At 56.1% G+C, this 20,777-nt stretch carries 15 protein-coding genes; 12 read left to right on the top strand and 3 right to left on the bottom strand.

Features of this window, described 5'->3' with window-relative positions; all coding sequences use genetic code 11:
* Positions 1–8 precede the first annotated feature (8 nt).
* The 8 genes from xdh to HM1_RS11995 all read left to right on the top strand — a co-directional run bounded on the left by xdh (position 9) and on the right by HM1_RS11995 (position 8,636).
* Complete coding sequence (gene xdh / locus HM1_RS12030; protein ID WP_012283658.1) at positions 9–2,597, top strand: selenium-dependent xanthine dehydrogenase; 2,589 nt, start codon at positions 9–11, stop codon at positions 2,595–2,597.
* Between the two features lie 100 nt (positions 2,598–2,697).
* On the top strand, positions 2,698–3,741 hold the full coding sequence (locus tag HM1_RS12025) for a molybdopterin-binding protein (RefSeq protein ID WP_012283657.1): 1,044 nt from the start codon (positions 2,698–2,700) through the stop codon (positions 3,739–3,741).
* A gap of 293 nt (positions 3,742–4,034) precedes the next feature.
* Positions 4,035–4,958 (top strand): XdhC/CoxI family protein, encoded by a 924-nt coding sequence (locus HM1_RS12020; protein ID WP_187147782.1) that lies wholly within the window; start codon positions 4,035–4,037, stop codon positions 4,956–4,958.
* A gap of 52 nt (positions 4,959–5,010) precedes the next feature.
* A complete protein-coding gene (gene yqeB / locus HM1_RS12015) occupies positions 5,011–5,856 on the top strand; it encodes a selenium-dependent molybdenum cofactor biosynthesis protein YqeB (RefSeq protein ID WP_012283655.1) in 846 nt (281 codons plus the stop codon).
* 103 nt (positions 5,857–5,959) lie between these two features.
* The gene (locus HM1_RS12010; RefSeq protein WP_012283654.1) at positions 5,960–6,202 is read left to right on the top strand and encodes a hypothetical protein; all 243 of its coding nucleotides are present in this window, start codon (positions 5,960–5,962) and stop codon (positions 6,200–6,202) included.
* A gap of 322 nt (positions 6,203–6,524) precedes the next feature.
* Positions 6,525–6,887, top strand: coding sequence for a hypothetical protein (locus tag HM1_RS12005; protein WP_012283652.1), 363 nt, complete (start codon positions 6,525–6,527; stop codon positions 6,885–6,887).
* A 210-nt stretch (positions 6,888–7,097) separates the two neighbouring features.
* A complete protein-coding gene (locus HM1_RS12000) occupies positions 7,098–7,424 on the top strand; it encodes a hypothetical protein (protein ID WP_012283651.1) in 327 nt (108 codons plus the stop codon).
* 342 nt (positions 7,425–7,766) lie between these two features.
* The gene (locus HM1_RS11995) at positions 7,767–8,636 is read left to right on the top strand and encodes a response regulator (RefSeq protein ID WP_041313885.1); all 870 of its coding nucleotides are present in this window, start codon (positions 7,767–7,769) and stop codon (positions 8,634–8,636) included.
* Positions 8,637–8,786: 150 nt separating this feature from the next.
* On the opposite strand, the gene adhE is transcribed toward HM1_RS11995, so the two are convergent.
* The 3 genes from adhE to HM1_RS11980 all read right to left on the bottom strand — a co-directional run bounded on the left by adhE (position 8,787) and on the right by HM1_RS11980 (position 15,171).
* Positions 8,787–11,399, bottom strand: coding sequence for a bifunctional acetaldehyde-CoA/alcohol dehydrogenase (adhE, locus tag HM1_RS11990; protein ID WP_012283649.1), 2,613 nt, complete (start codon positions 11,397–11,399; stop codon positions 8,787–8,789).
* A gap of 240 nt (positions 11,400–11,639) precedes the next feature.
* Positions 11,640–13,382, bottom strand: a complete 1,743-nt coding sequence (locus HM1_RS14755; protein ID WP_012283648.1) for an ATP-binding protein — start codon at positions 13,380–13,382, stop codon at positions 11,640–11,642.
* 211 nt (positions 13,383–13,593) lie between these two features.
* Positions 13,594–15,171 (bottom strand): FMN-binding glutamate synthase family protein, encoded by a 1,578-nt coding sequence (locus tag HM1_RS11980; RefSeq protein ID WP_012283647.1) that lies wholly within the window; start codon positions 15,169–15,171, stop codon positions 13,594–13,596.
* A gap of 385 nt (positions 15,172–15,556) precedes the next feature.
* Here HM1_RS11980 and HM1_RS11975 point away from each other — a divergent pair, with 385 nt between their 5' ends.
* From HM1_RS11975 to HM1_RS11960, 4 genes are all read left to right on the top strand, one after another.
* Positions 15,557–17,179, top strand: coding sequence for an IS1182-like element ISHmo2 family transposase (locus HM1_RS11975; protein WP_012281187.1), 1,623 nt, complete (start codon positions 15,557–15,559; stop codon positions 17,177–17,179).
* A 349-nt stretch (positions 17,180–17,528) separates the two neighbouring features.
* Positions 17,529–18,374 carry a chemotaxis protein CheX gene (locus HM1_RS11970; RefSeq protein WP_187147781.1) on the top strand — a complete coding sequence of 282 codons (846 nt, stop codon included), beginning with the start codon at positions 17,529–17,531 and terminating at the stop codon, positions 18,372–18,374.
* A 26-nt stretch (positions 18,375–18,400) separates the two neighbouring features.
* Positions 18,401–18,763, top strand: coding sequence for a response regulator (locus tag HM1_RS11965; RefSeq protein ID WP_012283645.1), 363 nt, complete (start codon positions 18,401–18,403; stop codon positions 18,761–18,763).
* 56 nt (positions 18,764–18,819) lie between these two features.
* Positions 18,820–20,772: an ATP-binding protein gene (locus HM1_RS11960; protein WP_041313882.1), complete on the top strand. Its 1,953-nt coding sequence runs from the start codon at positions 18,820–18,822 to the stop codon at positions 20,770–20,772.
* Positions 20,773–20,777: the final 5 nt, after the last annotated feature.

Here is a 20,777-nt window from a genome sequence, read left to right as displayed (position 1 = left end):
GATAGGCCATGCATAAACTGAAGGTCAACGGCGTAATCCATCATGTCGAAGGCGGCGAAGCAAATCTTCTCGACTTTTTGCGCGATGAACTGCGGCTTACATCCATGAAAAACGGTTGCGGCGAGGGCGCCTGCGGCGCCTGTATGGTCCTCGTTGACGGCAAGGCCATGCGGGCCTGTCTGTTCACCATCGCCAAAGCCGACGGCAAAAGGATCGTCACCGTAGAAGGGTTCTCCCACCGGGAAAAAGAAGCCTACGCCTGGGCCTTTGCCGAGGCGGGCGCCGTCCAGTGCGGCTTCTGCATCCCCGGCATGGTGATCAGCGCCAAAGCGCTCCTCGATAAGAACCAGCAACCGTCAAAGCGGGAGATCAAAGAAGCCATCCGCGGCAACATCTGCCGTTGCACCGGCTATGTGAAGATTGAAAAAGCGATCGACCTGGCAGCGGCAGTGCTGCGCGGCGATTTGAACATACCGATGACCGATAACCGATTGGGTGTGGGCATCAGCGTCCACCGCGTCGACGCCCGCGAAAAGACGTTGGGAATCGGCGAGTACGTTGATGATATGCAGGTCGAGGGAATGCTCTATGGCGCGGTCTTGCGTCCGAAAGCTGCCCGCTTATTGATCAAAAAGATCGACATCGCTCCGGCCAAAGCGCTGCCCGGCGTGGAAGCGGTGCTTACCGCAAAAGATATCCCCGGGCAGCGCCACTGGGGCTTTATCGCCAAAGACTGGCCGGCCCTCGTTGCCGAAGGGGAGGAAACGCGTTACATCGGCGACGCCCTGGCCATTGTCGCCGCCAGCACGCGTCGGATCGCCCGGGAAGCGGTCAAAGCGATCCGCGTGGAATTTGAAGAACTCGAACCGATCGTCACGACGGCGGTGGCGCTGTCCGAAGGTGCGCCGTCGATCCACCCGAAGGGAAACCTGCTCTCTAAAACCCATGTTCGGCGCGGCAACCCCGAAGCCGCTCTGGCTCGGTCGGCCCATGTGGTCACCCATCGCTACACCACCCCGGCGACGGAGCACGCTTTTTTGGAGCCGGAGAGCGCTCTGGCCATTCCGGGGGCAGATGGCAATTTGACGGTGTACGTGGGCACCCAGAGCGTCTATAAGGATCAGCAGGGGATCATGGCCATCCTTGGCCTGCCGGCCGAGAAGGTGCGGGTGATCGCCAAGCTGATCGGCGGTGGATTCGGCGGCAAGGAAGACCTGTCGGTCCAGCACCATGCCGCGTTGTTGGCCTATGCCACGAAAAAACCGGTCAAGCTCACCTTGACCCGCCAGGAAAGCATCAACGTCCATCCCAAACGCCATGCCATGGAATGGGAGATCACCACCGGCTGTGACGCCGAGGGCAAGCTGACGGCTATCGTGGCCCGCATCGTCGCCGACACGGGCGCTTACGCCTCTCTCGGACCGGCGGTAATAGAACGGGCTTGCACCCATGTAGCCGGACCCTACCACGTGCCCAACGTTGACATCACCGGTCTATGCGTCTATACGAACAACCCGCCGGCCGGCGCATTCCGAGGCTTCGGCGTCCCCCAGGCCGCCTTCGCCTGTGAAGGCAACATGGATCTGTTGGCCGAAAAAGCAGGGTTCTCCCCGTGGGAATTCCGGTTTCGCAACGCTTTGGCGCCGGGGATGACCAACGCTACCGGGCAAATCGCCGACGAAGGAACGGCCATCAGGGAGACCCTGTTGGCGGTTCGAGACGCCTATGCCTCCCATCCCAACGCGGGCATCGCCTGCGCCATGAAGAATACCGGCATCGGCGTCGGTCTGACCGACATCGGCAGGGTGAAGCTGCGCGTCAAGGACGGTGTGGTGCGCATCCTGACGAGCGCCGCCTGCATCGGTCAGGGTATGGCCACCATCGTTTCGCAGATCGTCGCCGAGGTGACGGGCCTGCCGCTGGAACGCCTGACAGTCGCCCCGCCCGAAACGGGGGTCACACCCGACGCCGGGACGACGACCGCCTCCCGGCAGACCTTGTTCACCGGCGAGGCCGCCCGCCAAGCCGCCTTAGCGTTGCTGGAGGCGCTAAATAAAACGGAAAAGGACGGCGTCCCTGTGTCAGCGCAAGCATTGGAGGCGTTGGAAGGCCGAGAGTTCTCCGGTGAGTATCATGGGATCACCGATCCGCTCAACTCGCCGAAAGCCAATCCGGTTAACCATGTGGCCTACAGCTACGCCACCCATGTGGTCCTGCTCGATGAGCAGGGGCGGGTGTCCAAGGTGGTCGCCGCTCACGATGTGGGCCGGGCCATTAACCCGAAGGCGATCGAAGGCCAGATCGAGGGCGCCGTCGCCATGGGCCTCGGCTTCGCTCTCCGTGAAAAGTTCCCTCTCGAAGGCGGTATTCCGCAGGTGAAGTTCGGGACCCTGGGGTTGTTCCGTTCTACCGAGATGCCGGAGATCGAAACGATCATCGTCGAGAAAAACCCTTCGCCGCTGGCCTTCGGCGCGAAAGGGATAGGGGAGATCGCCACCATTCCCGTGGCGCCGGCTGTCGCTTCAGCCTACTACCGATCTGATCGGCAGAGGCGTTTCGATCTGCCATTGAAAGGGACGCCCTATGACAAGGGATAAGGGATAGGAGGGCGCCGGGGCCGTTTTCTCAATAGGCCCCGTAGGAGGCACTCGAGAGCATTTGCGAATCTTATGTTTATAGAATTGTGGTGGTCAAAGGTTGAAGCAGCGAAAAGTTCCCCTTGATGAAGCGCTCGGTATGGTCATCCCCCATGACCTGACTAAGATCGTTCGAGGCGAGCATAAAGGTCCCGCCTTTCGCAAGGGACATGTCATCAAGCCGGAAGACATTCCCGAACTGCAAAAGATGGGCAAGGCGCATATCTTTGTACTCGAACTGGAGCATGGCGAAATCCATGAAGATGACGCCGGACTCCGGATCGCCCAAGCGGCGGCGGGAAAGAACGTGCTGACTGGTCGTCCGAAAGAGAGCCGCGTCAATCTGACCAGCGCCATCAGAGGTCTCTTGAAGGTGAACGTTGCGGCTTTGCTCGCCCTCAATGAGTTGGAGGACCTTGTCTTCTCCTGCTTAAGCAACTATAAGCCCGTCGAAGCGGGTGAACTCTTGGCAGCAACCAAAGTGGTACCCCTGGTTGTTCCCGAGCAAACTGTTCTCGATGCCGAGATCCTCTGCCAAACTATGGGGAAGATCATTGAGGTGGTTCCCTATCAAGCGCTGAAAGCGGGAATAGTAGTCACTGGCGGAGAAGTGTATCATAAACGGATCAAGGACACCTTTGGACCGGTTCTGCGGGAAAAGCTCCAATCCTACGGCGCTTCGGTCTTTCCCGTGGCCTACGCCCCCGACGATGCCGGGGTGATTGCCGAACAGATCGACCTGCTTGCCGGTCAAGGGGCCGAACTGATCCTGGTCAGCGGCGGCATGTCTGTCGACCCTGACGATGTGACGCCCCAGGGGATCCGTCTGAGCGGCGCCAAGGTGGAAAAATACGGGGCTCCTGTCCTGCCGGGCGCCATGTTTCTACTTGCATACAAGGAGGAAATTCCTATCATCGGCATGCCGGCCTGCGGCATGTACTTCCGGATCACCGTGCTGGACTTGATCCTGCCGCGTCTTTTCGCCGGCGAAAAGCTCCGGCGCGCCGATATCATCGCGCTGGCCCACGGCGGGCTCTGCTGGAATTGTTCGGAATGCCGATATCCGAGGTGCAGCTTTGGGCAGGGCGGGATCTTGCGCGGATAGTCATCGATGGTTCTTAATGATGCTGGTGATCCAGTGAATGGCAGAGGGATAAAATGGTTTATAAGGATGTCCTCCAGACGTTGGAACAGGGCGAGGCTTGTGTTGTCCTCACTCTGATAAAAGAAAAGGCGAAAAAGGGCTCAGGGGTTGCGGGAAAGCGTTTTTTGTCTTATTCCGAGATAAGGGCTGCAATGGACGCTTGTATCCCTGTCCTTTCGGTGACCCCGTTCGATCAGGCGAAGGATTTCTCGAGCGGTCAGGTGAATGGCCTGGCGTCTTTTGCGGTTGCTCCCTTGTTCGCGCAGGAAGCCCTTACCCTCGCCGAGGCGTCCCTGCAATCGGGCAGGGTTGTTTCCAAAAGGGTTTCTTTAGAAGGAGAAGCGGCGCGGCTGCTCGCTGAACCTTTTTACCCCCCCGATGAGTTGGTCATCCTTGGCGGCGGTCATGTCTCCCAGGCACTTGTTCCTGTCGCTGTCATGCTGGGTTATCGCGTCACCGTCGTCGACGATCGACCTGCTTTTGCCGCACCGAAGCGATTTCCCGGCGCGGCAAAGGTGATTTGCAACGATTTTGTCCGGGCCATCGAGGAACTACACCTGCAACCCAGCTGTGCCGTCGCCATCATCACCCGTGGCCATCGCCACGATCTCCGCTGCCTGGAAGCGTTGGTCGGGAAGCGGCTGGGTTATCTCGGTATGCTCGGAAGCCGACGCCGCGTTCAGTTGATCAAAGACCATCTGCGGGCTTCTGGCGTCTTTGAGGAAGACATCGAGCAGGTGCAGATGCCCATCGGTCTGCCCATCGGGGCGCAGACGCCGGAGGAGATCGCCGTCAGCATCGCTGCCCAGTTGATCCAGGCGCGAAGAGGCGGTAGAGGCGGCGCCGGGATTACGGTCCAGGACTTGGAACTGTTGCGGACCTTGGTCGAAAGCGCCAGGCGAGGTACCTCGGCTGTCCTTGCCACTGTGGTGGAAGCGCGGGGGTCGACACCGCGCAAGGCTGGCGCCAAGCTCTTGGTTTTCCGTGACGGCCAGATGCGCGGGACCATCGGTGGGGGATGCATAGAGGCGGAGGCGCGGAGAGAGGCGCTCCTGCTTTTGGATGGAGGCGCTGCGGGGCTTTTCTCTTTTTCCTTAGATAACGATGCGGCAGCGGAAGAGGGGATGGCCTGCGGCGGGACTATGGAAGTCCTGCTGGAACCCGTGACGGCTGTTTGAGCAGGCAACGGGAATATAGGATATGGAATGCAGAAGCGGTGGGGGGAGTCGAATGCAGCAAGAACGGGTGTTGATTAAAGGCGCGGGGGATCTGGCCAGTGGCGTCGCCCATCGGCTCTTCCAATGCGGTGTCGTCCCGATTATGACGGAATTGGCCGAACCGCTTGTCGTCCGGCGAAGGGTGTCTTTTGCGGAAGCTGTATACCAGGGGGAGACGACGGTGGAGGGCGTGAAAGCCCTTCGGGTCAAAACCGCTGATGAGGCGATAGCCTGGCAGGAGCGGGGCGTCATTCCGGTGCTCGTCGATCCCGATGACCGTTCGCTGGAAAGCCTCAAGCCTACCTACTATGTAGAAGCGACGATACGAAAACGCAATGACGGTTTGACCAAGGACAAGGCGCCCTTCGTGATCGCCTTGGGTCCGGGCTTTTGCGCCGGGAAGGATGTCCATGCCGTCGTGGAAACAAAACGCGGTCATGACCTTGGTCGGGTGATCTATCAGGGCTATGCCATCGCCGATACGGGTATACCGGGAGAAGTGGGCGGCTACCGTCAGGAGCGGCTGTTGCGCGCGCCTGTGTCAGGTGTATTTTCCGCTTGTCGCGAAATTGGCGATCAGGTCACTAAAGGGGAGTCGGTGGGAACGGTGGATGGTCAGCCGGTCAACGCGCAAATCGCCGGCATCGTGCGCGGTTTGGTCAAGGATGGCATCTCCGTCACTGCTGGACTGAAGATCGGCGATGTCGACCCCCGACTGGAGAGGGCTTACTGCTATACCATCAGTGACAAAGCGCGGGCCATCGGCGGTGGTGTCTTGGAGGCGATGCTCCATTTCGCTATGCTTCGTAACAACATAGAAAAGAACACTCATCGGCCTCAACCCATCCGATCATCATAAAAACAAAGGCTCTCATCCTCCCGCCCCAGAAGCCTCCCGGGAATCTCTTATTGCGCGGTCAAAATATGATCGAAGCGGGGGGGCATCCTAATCCCAGGAGGTGATGGCTTTCTTCGAACGATGGCTGGACCCGATGCTGCAGCGTGTGATCGGAGGACCGGTTTCGAAGGGCTTCGTCGATGGCTTCGAAAGCGTTTCAGAAGAATCCTCACTGGAGATTCTCCGTTTCCTGAACCGCGTCTGCGATACTTTTTCCGGGTTCGACGTTCCCAGCGATGTCCAGCGACTGCTGGATGACGATCCAAGGGATTCGGATGCCAGCGTTCAGGCCGTTACGGACTTGTAGGAAAGCCAGACAACCGCCGAAGTGGCGATCCAACCCTTCAGGCTGGATCGCCTTATTTTGTTCTCCACTCCTTGGTAAAGTGAAAGAAAAAACATGGAAAGGCGGCTCAAGCCGATCGGAGACCGGCATCATTGCCCGTAAAATTCTCATTCTAATTTCGTTATGTAAGCAAAAAGGGGCTTTATCGTATTAATTTTTTGTAAAAAGAAATTGTAAGGTATTTATAATAAATAATCATCTTTTTCGCAGGAAAACAATCGGCTATGATTAGGGTAGGGAGTTGAGTTGCTAGAGACTGCTCGAACATTATTGGAGGGAAAAGATGGCAACCTTTCGCGAACTGGCTGAAGAAGGTGAATTTCTCAAACAGAGCATGATGTCGCCTCTGCCGGAAAAGGCGGTCATCCGGATCCTGCCGGTTGAGATCTGGGCGAGGAAGTGCATGAAGACACTCAGACAGCGAATGCCCCAATCGACGACAATTCACTATTTCGCCAGTTTGGCGACCACCTGCGAACCGAGCATGATCACCTTTGATAAGATGCTTTTCCTCATCGAGGGATTGGCGCTGACAGAGGATTTATTGACTATTTTCGGCGAACCCTCGGATCCCTCTATTTACGATGTTCCCGGTCTCCCAGTAACAGATGCCCCGGCTAAATTGACCCTTTGCCACAATTCCTGACCACGACGTTCCGAAGCGAGTAGAACCCTGTGCGGTCTTTGACGACTGCCCAGGGTTTTTCCTTGTCCCTTTGCAGCGATCTTTTCAACCTGGGCGTCGAACTAAGTCCCCTTCACTGAGCAAATCTGTGACAGCTGTTCTCCAGATCTGCTTGTCGAATCCAACGGGATGATGTATCGTGTAATTACATAAAATGTTGAGGTGTTTTGCATGAAAAAACCTGTGCTCAGCGACTATGGTTTGTCCGAGAGCGAGATTCCTGCTATTGAAAAGAAGTTCAAGGACCGCAAGTGGGTGGAGATGGTGATCACTGTCGTCCCCCTCGGCCTCATTTACGCCTTCTTCAGCAGCGGCATCATTCCCGAAGATAAGATGTTGATGATGGTCCCTATCGGTTTTATTGTTGGCACTGCCGTCGCTGTTGGGGGAAAGTACTTTTACAATAATTGGTATATGAAAAATAACCCTAAGCTTGTGGCGCTGGCTCGCTACAGAGCCGATTTGAACGCCTACCAGTCTGATACAGCGGAGCAATAGTGCCCATAGGCCTTGGAATAAACGTGGAGGCAGCTGGGTTGAGACCCCGAACGGCTCCCCGGGCATCCTCTCGCGGGATGACTGCTGACAAAGAACAGGCCATGAAAAAAGGCTACAGGCACTGAATCTGTTTCCCTTGACACCTGGGTCGGAAGGCAGTCCGGGTGTCTTTTTTTTGAGATTTTTCCCGAACAATGATTTCTCAATGGTTAGTCAAATTTTCGTTTGTGCAAAAACCTATCAAGGATTATGATAAATAGGGGAAGCTATCAGACACGCAGGGAGTGTGATCGCATGGATGTCTGTCAATCACAAAAAGATAATCGGACAACCCCGTGCAGGATGACGACCCCCTGGACGATTGAGGGATACCGAGGGCTGCCGGTGCTCGTGGTGGAAGATAACCCGATCAATCTGAAAATGATTCGAAGCCAACTGAAACAGTTGGGGATCGACATGATTCATACGGCCGTCAACGGAAATGAGGCTGTGCAATTGGCTCGTCAAAACCAATACGGATTGATCCTGATGGACTGCCAGATGCCGGTGATGGACGGATACAGCGCTACCGCTTTGATCCGGGCAAATGAAGGACAGGAGACCCATACCCCGATCGTAGCTGTCACAGCCCATGCCCTCCCGGGGGACCGGGAAAAATGCCTGGAAGCAGGGATGGACGATTATATCAGCAAACCGGTCCGGTTGCAGCGGCTGTTCGAAGCGTTGCAGTGCTGGCTGCCGGCGCAGCAAAAGATCGGCACCGCCGCCGACGCGGCCCAAGAGACGCCTGAAAGTGCGTCCATTTCACAGAAGGGGTCAGCAGTGCCTGAGGCTTTGTCCGCGCCCGAACCGGCGCTTGATGCGCCGCCTGTCGATTTTGGCGTCATCCAGGGACTTCTTGGGGTAACTTTGGAAGAACTGCCGCTCTTTTCTCACCTGTTCGTCCTCTTTTTTACCGAGTCCGGAGAAAAAATGGAAAAAATCCGTTTCGCTCTGGCGGTGAAAGATATTGGGCAAGTCTGCGCTCTGGCTCATGCGCTGAAGTCGGCCAGCGGTAATGTGGGTGCCCTTGGTTTATCTCGCTTGTACCGGGAGATGGAGCTGCTGGCGCGGAGCGGGGTTATGGACGGCTTGGCATCGCTGTACGAGCAGGCGGAAAAAGAGTATGAACGGGTCAAGGCGGCCCTGGCGCGATTTTGTGACAGCGATTGAGGCACGTACTTGAGCTTCGCCGCAGAGACACTGCGGCTTTTCTTCTGCTCGCTGCTGAAACGCTCCGTTGTAAGCGCCCCTGAAATGTAAAGGCGATCCGAAATAAGCAGGCGAAAAAAGGGGGGCAGTGACTCGACTGCCCCTTAAAAACTATCCGCCGTATGCATTTATCAGGATCTGCTGCAACTCTGTCATCAACGGCATCCGCGGGTTCGCCGTCGTCGTCTGATCATCAAAAGCCCGCTCGGCCAGTTCCGGCACCAGGCTCATGAATCGGTTCCGCTCGATGCCGAGCTCGGCCAAAGTGAGGGGCATGCGCAGTTTCTGCATCAGATGGCGGACGGCCTCGATGAGCGACTGGACGCCCTCCTCGACAGTGCGAGCCGGCAGGCCGACCATGCGGGCGATCTCGGCGTAGCGCCGGTCAGCTACATAGGACTCGTAGTTCGGGAAAGATGTGAATTTTGTCGGCCGGCTGGCGTTAAAGGCGATCGTATGGGGGAGCAAGATGGCGTTGGCCCGACCGTGAGGGATGTGGAAGACGCCGCCCAACTGGTGGGCCATGGCGTGGTTGATGCCGAGAAAGGCGTTGGTGAAGGCCATGCCGGCGATGCAGGAGGCGTTGTGCATCTTCTCCCGGGCCTGTTTGTCGTGGCCATTGTGGAAGGCCCGCGGCAGGTACTCGAAGACCATCTGGATCGCTTTGATCGCCAGCGCATCCGTATAGTCAGAAGCGAGGACAGACACATAAGCCTCGATGGCATGGGTCAGCACATCCATGCCCGTGTCGGCTGTCACCCCCGGCGGGACAGTCATGACGAATTCGGGGTCGATGATGGCCACGTCGGGCGTCAGTTCATAGTCGGCCAGAGGGTACTTGATATTGCGCTCCTTGTCGCTGATGACGGCGAAGGAGGTGACCTCTGAGCCGGTGCCTGAGGTGGTCGGGATGGCGACAAGCCGCGCCTTAGCGCCCAGCTTAGGGTACTTGTAGACGCGCTTGCGGATGTCCATGAAACGCAACCGGAGGAGGGAGAAGTCGGTCTCCGGGTGTTCGTAAAAGAGCCACATCCCCTTGGCGGCGTCCATGACGGAGCCGCCGCCGAGGGCGATGATCACGTCCGGTTTGAAATCCCTCATCATGCGGCAGCCGCGCATGACCGTTTCGACAGACGGATCGGGCTCCACCTCGGCGAAGATCTCGCTGTGTACATAGATGTGGCGCTTGCGCAGGTAGTGGAGCACTCGATCGACATAGCCCTGCTGTACCATGACCGGATCGGTGACGATAAAGGCGCGGTGGATGTCGGGCATCTTCTCCAGGTAGGCCACTGCGCCGAATTGGAAATAGATCCGCTCGGGGATTTTGAACCACTGCATTTTTTCTCGCCGCCTCGCCACCCGCTTTTTGTTGATCAGGTTGACCACCGACACGTTGGCCGAGGTGGAGTTACCGCCGAAAGTGCCGCAGCCCAGGGTAAGCGAGGGCATGTTGGCGTTGTAAATCTCGCCGATAGCCCCCTGGCTGGCCGGGGCGTTGACGATCAGCCGGCCGGCCTTAATGCGGCGAGAAAAGGCGTCGATCACCGCCGGGTCTTCCGAGTGGATGACGGCCGAGTGGCCCATGCCGCCGAAGCGGACCATCTCCTCAGCCCGGTCGATGCCTTCCTCGGCGCCATCGACGATGTAATAGGCGAGGACAGGGCTGAGTTTTTCCCGCGAGAGGGGATACTGGGGGCCGACGCCCTCTAAGCGGGCCAGCAGGATCTTCGTGTCGGGCGGGACGGAGAAGCCGGCCATTTCGGCGATGCGGGCCGCCGGCTGTCCGACGATGTCGGCGTTGACGGCGCATTTTTCCTCGTTAATGACGATGCCCTCCAGGCGGGTCTTTTCGTCTTCATTGAGGAAGTAGCACTTGTGTTCGCTCATGTAGCGTTCAAAGTCGCCGGCAATCGCTCGGTCGACAATGACGGCCTGCTCAGAGGCGCAGATCATGCCGTTGTCAAAGGTCTTTGACATGATCAGGTCGGTCACGGCCCGGTGCAGGTTGGCCGTCTTTTCAATGAAACAGGGCACGTTGCCTGGTCCGACGCCGAGGGCCGGCTTGCCGCAGCTGTAGGCGGCGAGGACCATATTGGCGCCGCCGGTGGCCAGGATCAGGTTGACGCCGGGATGGCGCATCAAAAGGTTGGTGGCGTCGATAGAGGGCTGCTCGACCCACTGGATGCAGTGCTCCGGCGCGCCGGCCCGGACGGCAGCCTCATAGACCACTTGGGCGGCGGCGGCGCTGGATCGTTGGGCGCCGGGGTGGAAGGCGAAGATGATCGGGTTGCGCGTCTTCATGGCGATGAGCGCTTTGAACATGGTCGTCGAGGTGGGGTTGGTGACCGGCGTCAATGCGGCGATGACGCCGACCGGCTCAGCCACCTCCTCGTAGTCGTCAAACTCGTTAACGCTGATGACGCCCACCGTCTGGTGGTACTTGATGCTGTGGTAGACCGACTCGGTGGCGAAGGTGTTTTTGATGATCTTGTCTTCATAGACGCCGCGGCGTGTCTCCTCGACGGCCATTTTGGCCAGGGGCATCCGTTGCTCCAGGCCAGCCACGGCCATGGAGTGGATGATATTGTCCACCTGCTCCTGGTCGAGTTCGAGAAAACGGTCCAAGGCCGCTTGGGCCTGATTCACCAGTCTGTCAATCGCTTGGGTGACATCGGAGGCGGGGGAAGCGCCGTGGGTGGTGCCGTCATCTGCGCCCAGCATGGGGAAGGGATGTTCCTTGTTCATCTGATCGAACCTCCTTGCGCCGGTTACTTCTCCATTCCTTAATCTTTCCTGAATAGCAAAAGAAATAGCAATCGTTTTCTTCGATTGCCAGTAAAAACACTCCTGCTGGATGCTTAAATTTTTCCATGAAAATAACAAAAAAAGGTGGAAAAAAGCTGGCCGATCCGACATCCGTCTTACCGTCCAGCTTTTTTATGTCAATAGAAGAGGCGCCGTTTAGGCGGTGTTGTCATCGCTACCGTCATCATCCACATTCACCGAGGCCCGCACCTGGGTCAGCGCCACCGCAAAATCCTCTCCCGTGATCCGGATGGCGCTGGTGAAGTCGCTGGAGAGGGAGGCCGGCCAGCGGTCCATGTCCGGTCCTAACGCACGGGCCACCGCCATCAGGGCCGCCTTGGCGCAGAGGGCGGCGATATCGGCGCCGGTGAAGCCCTTCGTCTGCTCAGCCAGGTCGTTGATGTTGACCGTCCCTTCCAAGGGCATCTTGGCCGTATGGAGCTTAAAAATCTGCAGGCGGTCCTCCACAGTCGGCACGGTCACGCAGATGCGGTAGTCGAAGCGGCCAGGGCGGAGAAGGGCCTTGTCGAGCACGTCGAGCCGGTTGGTGGTGGCGATGACGACGACCTGGGCGCGCCGATCAAAGCCGTCCATGAGGGAGAGAAACTGGGCCACCAGCGTTGCCTCATAGGAGGTCGTCGTCCGGCTGCGGTCGAAGGCGAAGGCGTCGATCTCGTCAAAGAAGATGATGCTTGGAGCTTTTTTCTCGGCCTGGGCGAAGAGGTCGCGCAGGCGCTTTTCGCTCTGCCCGTGGAGGGAGGAGAGAAACTCTGGCCCTTTGACGGCGAAAAAGGTGGCCTCCACCTCGTTGGCGACAGCCTGGGCGAGCAGCGTCTTGCCGCAGCCCGGCGGGCCGTAGAGCAATACACCCTTCGGGGGCGTGATGTTGAGGGTCCGCACCAGATCAGGGTAGCGCAAAGGCAGTTCGACGGCCTCGCGGAGCAGGCGCAGTTCCTCTTTTAAACCACCCACGTCGGCATAGGTGACCTTGCCCGGTTTGACGGGGCGGAAGAAATCTTCCATGGGATTATCGAGCGGATGGGAGATGGCGTCCGATGAGGAGGAGCCGGTCTTAGAGGAGCCGGTCGTAGATCCACTGCCAGTGCCGGTAAGAAGATCGGCCTCTCGATAGGCTCCTTCAGACTTCACAGGTCTCGATTCTGTGCTGTTTGTGAGTGCTTTTGATTCGTCTACACGGACGCTGGTCATGCAGGTGTCCATGTCAAAGCGGCCATTGCCGACCCGCTCAGGCGGTGTCCGAATGATGCCTGTCACAGTGGTTCCAGCGGCATCGAAGCGGTACTCCCAGGTGCCGTCCTTGCGCGGGTTGATTGTATCGGGAAGGGCGGAGACACGACGAGCGATCTGCTGCCAATCGAGGGCGGGGCAGGCGGCGCAGCCTGAAGATTGGGCCAGCTGCTCCAGCATAGCGAGAACAGCCGCCTTGTCCGTATGAAAAAAGCCGTCGCCATCGACAGCACCGTGGCGATACCAGCGGGGCCCATCCGGGTCGCTCCAGTCTACGTCATCGACGATGAGGAAACGGCAGCCCGGAAAGAAGAGCGCCCTTTCATCGCGGGCTGTGAGCCCCACGCTGCGCCCGTCACAGTAGAAAGCGGCGTCGCGGACTTTTTGGCGTTGTTCCAGGCAGGTGACGATCTTGTCCAACTGTTCCGACGTAATCGCTTTTCCGGAAGCGCTGATGCGCCTGATCTCCCAGCGGCGGGCTTTTTTCCAGAACTCGCACAGTTGGACCTGGTCTCTGCTATCGGCAGTGAAGGCGATGCGGTACCATCCGTTGTCCCCCTTGGTGATGGCGGGAAACTGTCGCTTGAGGCCGAAAGAAGCCAGTGGAGAGGGGGAGTGAAATTCGATCAGTAGGCGATTGGCAGTGTCCATCGGTCATACCTCAAATTCTTTTTTTGGAATGTTCACAGAATATATACCCAAATATACCAAGCGCCCCGAAGGTATGTCCACTGTGAAAAGAAGAACCACGACCGCTGCTCATGCCGGCCGTGGTTCTTTTGCTGAAGCCTTTTATGAACGTTGAAAATGATCTGGTGAAGCAATCTTCTGTTGAGCCGTCTTCTCGTGAACAGTCTTTTATTTAACCTTCCAGAATGGCCTCCGCCTCTTCGGCGTCATGATCCATGATGTACTTGATCCCGGTGATTTCGGCCGCCTCGCGGGTGAGAGCGCAGAGGTCGTCGCGGGTGATGTGTTCGAGGGAGAATTTGCGGGCGCCGCACATGAACTGCTTGAGGCCCTGGGCCAGGCGCTCGAAGTAGCTGTAGACGCCGATGGCGCCGACAGGAAGCTCTTCGAAGCGATCGCCTGTCATTTTCTTCACGTCCGAGGTGAGCATGAAGACTTTCTCCAGCGTGTCGCCATACTTGGCGGCTTCGCCGGCGAGCTTGCCTTCTTTGATTTGGTTGCCGATAGTCTTGCCGACCATGGCCGCCGTCAGGGGTGAACGGGCCATGCCGATGGCTTTGATGTAGGGAGCGCCAAGGGCGAAGCCTTTGAACATCTGGTCTTCCAGGGTGAAGCCGCCGGCGATGGCGACAGGCGGAATGTAAGCGCCTTTGGCTGCCAGCTTGTCGAGGTACTTGACGAGCAGGGCCTGGATATAGACGGTGGGCAGTCCCCATTCGTTCATCATCCGCCAGGGGCTCATGCCGGTGCCGCCGCCGGCGCCGTCGACGGTGAGCAGGTCGAGCTTGGCGTCAGAGGCGAACTTGACGGCCCGGGCCAGGTCGGCGGCACGGTAAGCGCCTGTCTTGAGGAAGATGTGTTTTGCCCCTTTGGCGCGCAGCTCATCGACGCGGGCCATGAAGGATTCGCGCGTGACCATGCCGATGCGGGAGTGGCGCTCGAACTCTTTGAAGGCACCCGCCTTAAAGGCCGCCTGCACATCCGCTTCGAGGGGGTTTGGCAACACGATGTAACCGCGGTTTTTCAGCTGCATGGCCCGTTCCAGCGTGTTCAGTTTCACTTCGCCGCCAATGTCTTTCGCGCCCTGGCCCCACTTCAACTCCACTGCGGTGACGCCGAGCTTTTCGAGGGCGTACTCCTGAACGCCCAGGCCGGTGTCTTCCACGTTGGCTTGGACAGCAATGCACCCGTAGCCGTTGTACCAGTTCTGGAAAGCCTTGACGCGGGCTTTTAGTGCAGGAGAATGGACAACCTTGCCGTCTTTGATCTCCACATGGGGGTCCATGCCGCAGATATTTTCACCGATGACGATGGCCACGCCGGAGATGGCGGCGCCGGCGGCCAGGTGGTCCCAGTTGTTGGCGGCCACGTTGGTTGAGCCCATGCCGGCGATGACGATGGGATTCTTCAGCTTGATTTTATGTTCACTGCCGATTTCCGTCTCAATGTTGACAGCGGGGAAGATGGCCTTGTCCGAGTCGGCTTCAATGCCCTTAGCGCCGACGGCTGTTCCCATGATGTTAAAGTGGGACAGGTCGACGGGATAATCTTTTTCAGAAGCAGAAGTGGTGGTGCCAAAAGGCTGGGGATAGAGCGTCTCTTTGGCGCGATAGGCGGACTTGCCTACCTCGCAGAGACCGGGGCACCCGTCCAGGCAGGTGGCGCAGAGGCCCGAGAAGGGGACGACGCTGTCAGGGGTGCGAGCCTTGGTCATGGTGGCTGTGCTTCGATTGAGTTTGCTGAAGGTCATGAAACAAAATCCTCCTCACTTTTCACTATACCTCTTAATCACTATGTAAGGAAGGGGATGGGATATCCCCAAACCTTCAAAGGGGGACGATGATCATGCCCTTGGAGTGCTTTGCCTAATCTTTGTGTCTACAGAACATTATAGCAGATTTGTCAGTTAAAAACGGATCAAAAGAATGGAATGACAGCATTTTGCCTAACTAGCCGCCAACCTTGTCAATCATTTCTTTTATCGCAAAAGCTTTAAGAGTCTGTCTAAAAACCCCCTCAAGAGAGGGCAAAAAGCAAGACGTTTTTATATGGAAATTGGTGGAATTTAAAGGGAATTCGACTCTTCGCGTCGAAGGATATAGGTACAAAGACTGTTTATAGCGAGGCGATGTACCTTGTTTCGATTCGATGTGGACCCCCAAGTTAGCTTTTACGACTTTGCAGCCCTCTGGGACCAACTTGTGCCTGCCGATTCCGTCTTTCGCCTGTTTCGTGAATTGGCGCCCCTATTAATACAACCGGAGGATTTTACAGGTCTCTATTGCCTTGACAACGGACGTCCCAGTCATGCGGCCCGGCAGATGACGATGGCCTGCATGTTACAGGAAATGCTGGGCGAAACAGACCGGGGGATGGAAGCACAGACACGTGTGAACATCGAGGTCAAGTTTGCGTTAGGAATGGCCCTCGATGAACCGGGCATTGATCACGCCAATTTTGGCGTCCACCGGCAACGGCTCATCCAAAAGGAACTTGATAAGGTCTATCTCGATCGCTTTATCCGGTTGATGTACTACCTGGGCGTTTTGACAGGGAAAGAACCTTGGATAACGGACACGACCCATGTCATAGCTCCCATCAGTGCCCCCACGACCATCGAACTGATCCGCCAAGCCATGCGCCTGTTGGTGCGTCTTTTGGCGAAGCAATACAGTGTTCCATGGCATGCAATCCCCCATGCCCCTCGGGCGGTACGTTACCTGGAAACAGTGACGGAAGTGAAAGAGCATAACCTGGACGATAAGGCCAAAATGGAACGGCTTGTTGAAGTGGTCAGCGAGGCTGACGAACTGCTGGCCTACGTGGAGTCATCGGAGGCTTCGTGGAAGAAGAAGCCCGATGTCATTCATTACGCCCTTTTGCTTTGCCGTATCCTCCGTGAACGAATCATTCGGAAAGATGATGGAACTCTTGAGATAGCCCCCGGCGGTTCTGTCAAAGATATGATAGTTTCGGCTGTAGACAGCGAAGCCCGTTTCGGTTGTAAGGGCAAGACGAAATGGCGCGGGTATAAGATGGCCATCGTCGAAGTCGGAAATTCCGGATTTATCGCCGCCGCCGAGGCCATGAAAGCCAACGACTATGACGGCTCCAGTCTGGTGCCGTTAGCGGATCAGCTTCCCACCGATTGTGTAGAAAACCCGACGATCATTGGAGATACCCACTATGGTGCGGGCGATGACCGTGTCACCCTCAAGGAAAAAGGCATTGACGTAGTGGCGCCACTTTCACCAAAGACAAAATGTGATATCCTCGCGGGCGAGGGATTTCAAGTTTCCGAAGACCAAACACAACTGATCTGCCCGAGAGGAAAAGTCATCACCACCTATTCGGAAGTGGCAGATGGGAAGAACTTCGTGCTTCGCGCCAAGGACCATGATTGCAAGCACTGCCCTCGTTACACGACCTGTTTTAAAGAAAAGAAACATCGGCGCACGATTTTTATTCACAACGCCTATGGTGTCATGCTCGAGGCGGCAAAGCACTCCCAAACGAAAATCTATAAGGAACAGATGCGTCTTCGCAGCCGCATCGAAGCCAAGCAAAATGAACTGGTCAACCGTTACGGACTGCGCCGGGTTCGCCGTATCGGAAAACGAAATCTGGCTTATGCCGCCCGGCTCAGCGCGTTAGCGGCGAACTTTCAAAAACTCAACCGTCTACGAAATGATAAGAATGCAACCATGGTGTTGGAGGTGAGTGCCTTACGCGGTGTTGCTTTCAAAAAAGCCGCATAAGGTGCAAGGGGGAGATCTGCCCTTTTTGAGGAAAATCCTCAAAAAGGGCCGGTGAGACCGATAAAAAGACTCTAGTTTTTTGCTGTTTGTATTAAAAAATCATGCTTTTGCAAGGGCTGGCTAGGGAATTTGCTTATTTTCTAGACGGCCTCTTTAAGCGGACTTTTACGTTTCCTTAACGAACCAGTAAATTCTGGATAACACTTCACCATTATTATGATGAACGGGAAGTCATGTCCTTCGGCCCTAAACCACCTCTACAAATAGCAACGAACAACGAGAGAGAGGTCTTGACAGCATGTTCACCCAGTTTTTTGGCAATTACCTTCTTGAACGGCATTTACTCACGATGGACCAATTAGGTGAAGTGTTAAATCGTTTGAAGCATGTCCGGGCACGGCTTGGCGTGTTGGCGATTGATGCCGGATACATGACAGGAGAGCAGGTCGAACAGATCCACAGCCTGCAGCTTAAGCAAGACAAACGTTTTGGCGAACTGGCTGTACAGGAAGGGTTTCTGACTGTCGCCCAACTGGAAGAGTTGCTGGGCAATCAGTCAAGCAGTTATCTCGCCCTCAGCCAGGTGCTTGTCGATAAAGGATTCTTCACCTATGACCAGATGGCCGATCTGCTGAGAGAGTTTAAAGAACAGCGTAACATCAGCGACCAGGAATTCGAAGCGTTGAAAAATGACGATATGGAGGCCATGGTCGATGTCTTCTTGAAGCTCAACCAGTCCGAGGAGAACCGGCTCTATCGCGATGCCTTCCTCAGCTTTGTTAAGAATACCTTCCGTTTTGTCGAAAGCAATTTCCGTTTCAGTCAGGGAGAAGTGGTTGAACAGGTTGCCTTCAAAAGGTTGGTCTTTACGACGATGAACGGCAGCTACGACCTGTTCATGGGACTTGCCGGAGAACAGGATGTGATCGAACAGTTCGCCCTCCGTTTCAGCGAAGGTCTGGGCATCGACGATATTGAGATGCAGGATTCGCTCGGCGAATTCTTAAACGTCACCTGCGGTCTCTTCTTGGCCTCTTTGTCCAACCAGGGCATTGATTTGGAACTGCAGCCACCGACGCTGTGCCAGGAAAAAGCCTTGCTGAGAGGCCAGACTCTCTTTCGCATCCCCGTTCACTTGCCTTTCGGCCGAATTGATTTCATCTTCGCCGAAGGGATTCCCGCTATTGCCGGGTAAATTGACAACAAGGAGGTTCGTAAGCCATGGCGCGTATTTTAATCTGTGACGATTCTAACCTGTCCCGAGGCAACCTGAAGAAAATATTGACCACAAAAGGTCACGAGATTGTCGGTGAAGCTGTCAACGGTGAGGAAGCCTGCAAGAAATACAGCGAACTGAAACCGGAACTGGTCACCATGGACATCACCATGCCGAAAATGGACGGCATCGCGGCGCTAAAAAAGATCATCCAGGAAAATCCGCGGGCCAAAGTGATCATGATCTCCGCCTTGGGTCAGGCGCCGAAGATTCTCGAAGCGATCAACAGCGGCGCCAAAAGCTATGTGACGAAACCCTTCGACGCTAATAAGGTCCTCAGCGCCGTTGATGAGGTATTGAAAGCCTAAGGGCTGAAAGCTTTCCAATGGCATTGTGTCGAATTGGATGAAAGGGGTTGAGTCCTATGGCGGTAATGGAAGAGATACTCATCAACCTCCCGGAAAAAAACGGTGCCCTCGACGCAGAAGAAACAGGCGATCATTATGACGTGCATATCGGTAAGTTGATTCAGAAGGTTCCCGTCGTCGATTTTAACGATCTGGGGAATCGTGTCCTGGAAATCTTCGAGGCCGATGAGAACATAGAAGGCGTCGTCGTACTTAAACAAGGCCGCGCAGCGGGACTGATCATGCGGAACAGCTTTTACCGCAGGATCGGCCGGCAGTTTGGACGGGAGGTTTTCCTGACCCGGCCCGTGAACCGTGTCATGAACAAGCAGCCGCTGATCGTCAATCCCAGCACGGATATCACGCAGATCGGCATGCTGTCTATGAGCCGCGACCAGGACAGCCTCTACGATTTCATCCTTGTCGAGGACAAGGGCTGCTACCTTGGCGCAATCAGCATCCGCCGCTTCATGGTAGAACTGTCCAAACGCAGGGAAAAGCAGATTCGGCTGCTGGAAAAACAGAAGGAAACGATCAAAAATCTGATGGACAACGCGGGTCAAGGTTTTTTGTCCTTTGGGAATGACCTGGTCATCTTCAACGAGTACAGCTTGGAATGTGTCGATATCTTCGAAAGGGAAATCGGCGGGCTCAACTTTCTTGAATTGATCGGTTGCCACCTTTCTCAAGAGGAACGGGAAACGACTGATGCGGTGCTGAAAGGGATCTTCAATGCCAATAACAGCCTGGAGAGGAATGTCTACATCTCCCTGCTGCCAAGCGAAATCAAGGTTGCAGAAAAGATCATCCAGTGTGAGTATAAGGTCATTCCTCAACTGGAGCAGAAGATCGTGATGGCGATCCTCACCGACATTACCGAGAAAAAAGCGCTCGAACAAAAGATGATCGAGGAAAAAAACAATCTGAAGATGGTGCTCAAAGCGCTCTCCTGCCAGAGCGACATCATCAACGGCATGGACGGCTTCAAAGAGCTCATGGAGAAGACTGTTCCAGAAATCCTCGAGAGCGGCTACAGCCCAGCAGAAAAGCTGTCTGAGATCTACCGCGCTGTCCACACATACAAAGGAGACTTCAGCCAGCTGCACCTTTCCCACACGGCTGCCCATCTGCATGAGTTGGAAGATCGTCTCTCTCTGTTGACCGACAGCGGCAATGTCACTGTTGAGGCCATCAAAGAGATCGTAGATTCTGTCGACTGCGAGCACTATCTCGCCCGCGACCGGGAGATCATCACCGAGATCCTGGGCGAAGACTTCTTCTGCCAGAGCCAGACCTTTGCGGTCAGCCTTGACCGGATCATTGAGATCGAACAGCGTGTCACCGCTGCTTTCTCGGATGAGCAACAGGCTGAACTGTTGTCCCTGATCAGGCGACTCCGTTGCAGCAACTTTAAAGATATTCTGGCGCCTTATGGCGAATACGTGCAAAGCCTGGCAGAACGGTTAGAAAAGGGCATCAAGCCGATCGAGATCAGCGGTGACGACATCTTTATTGACAAGAGGGCTTATACGAAGTTCTGCAAATCCCTTATCCATGTCTTCCGCAATGTCGTCGACCACGGCATCGAGGATATGGACAGCCGCATCGAAGCCGGCAAGCCTGAATACGGAACGATCCGGGTAGAAGTGAAGGCTGAATCGGAAGGCTTTACCCTTGTCATCGCCGACGACGGCAAAGGGATTGACCCTGCCGTGATCAAAGCCAAGGCGCTGGAGAAAGGGATTTACTCAGAGGAAGCCATCGATGGCCTCTCTGACAAGGAAGTCATCGAGATCATCTTCATGGACCGCTTTTCCACGAAAGATGAAGTCAGCATCGTATCGGGCCGCGGCGTCGGGATGGCTGCTGTCCGGGCTGAGGTGGAAAGCCTCGGGGGGAGTGTCGAAGTCTGCTCTGAAGTCGGAAAAGGAACTGCCTTCATCTTCCGTCTCCCTCGCATCATCACTTGATCGAG

The organism is Heliomicrobium modesticaldum Ice1 (genome assembly GCF_000019165.1).
GTDB classification, from domain to species: Bacteria; Bacillota; Desulfitobacteriia; order Heliobacteriales; family Heliobacteriaceae; genus Heliomicrobium; species Heliomicrobium modesticaldum.
Note: the sequence above shows the minus strand (reverse complement) of the source record. Positions and strands in the feature narration are given on the sequence as shown.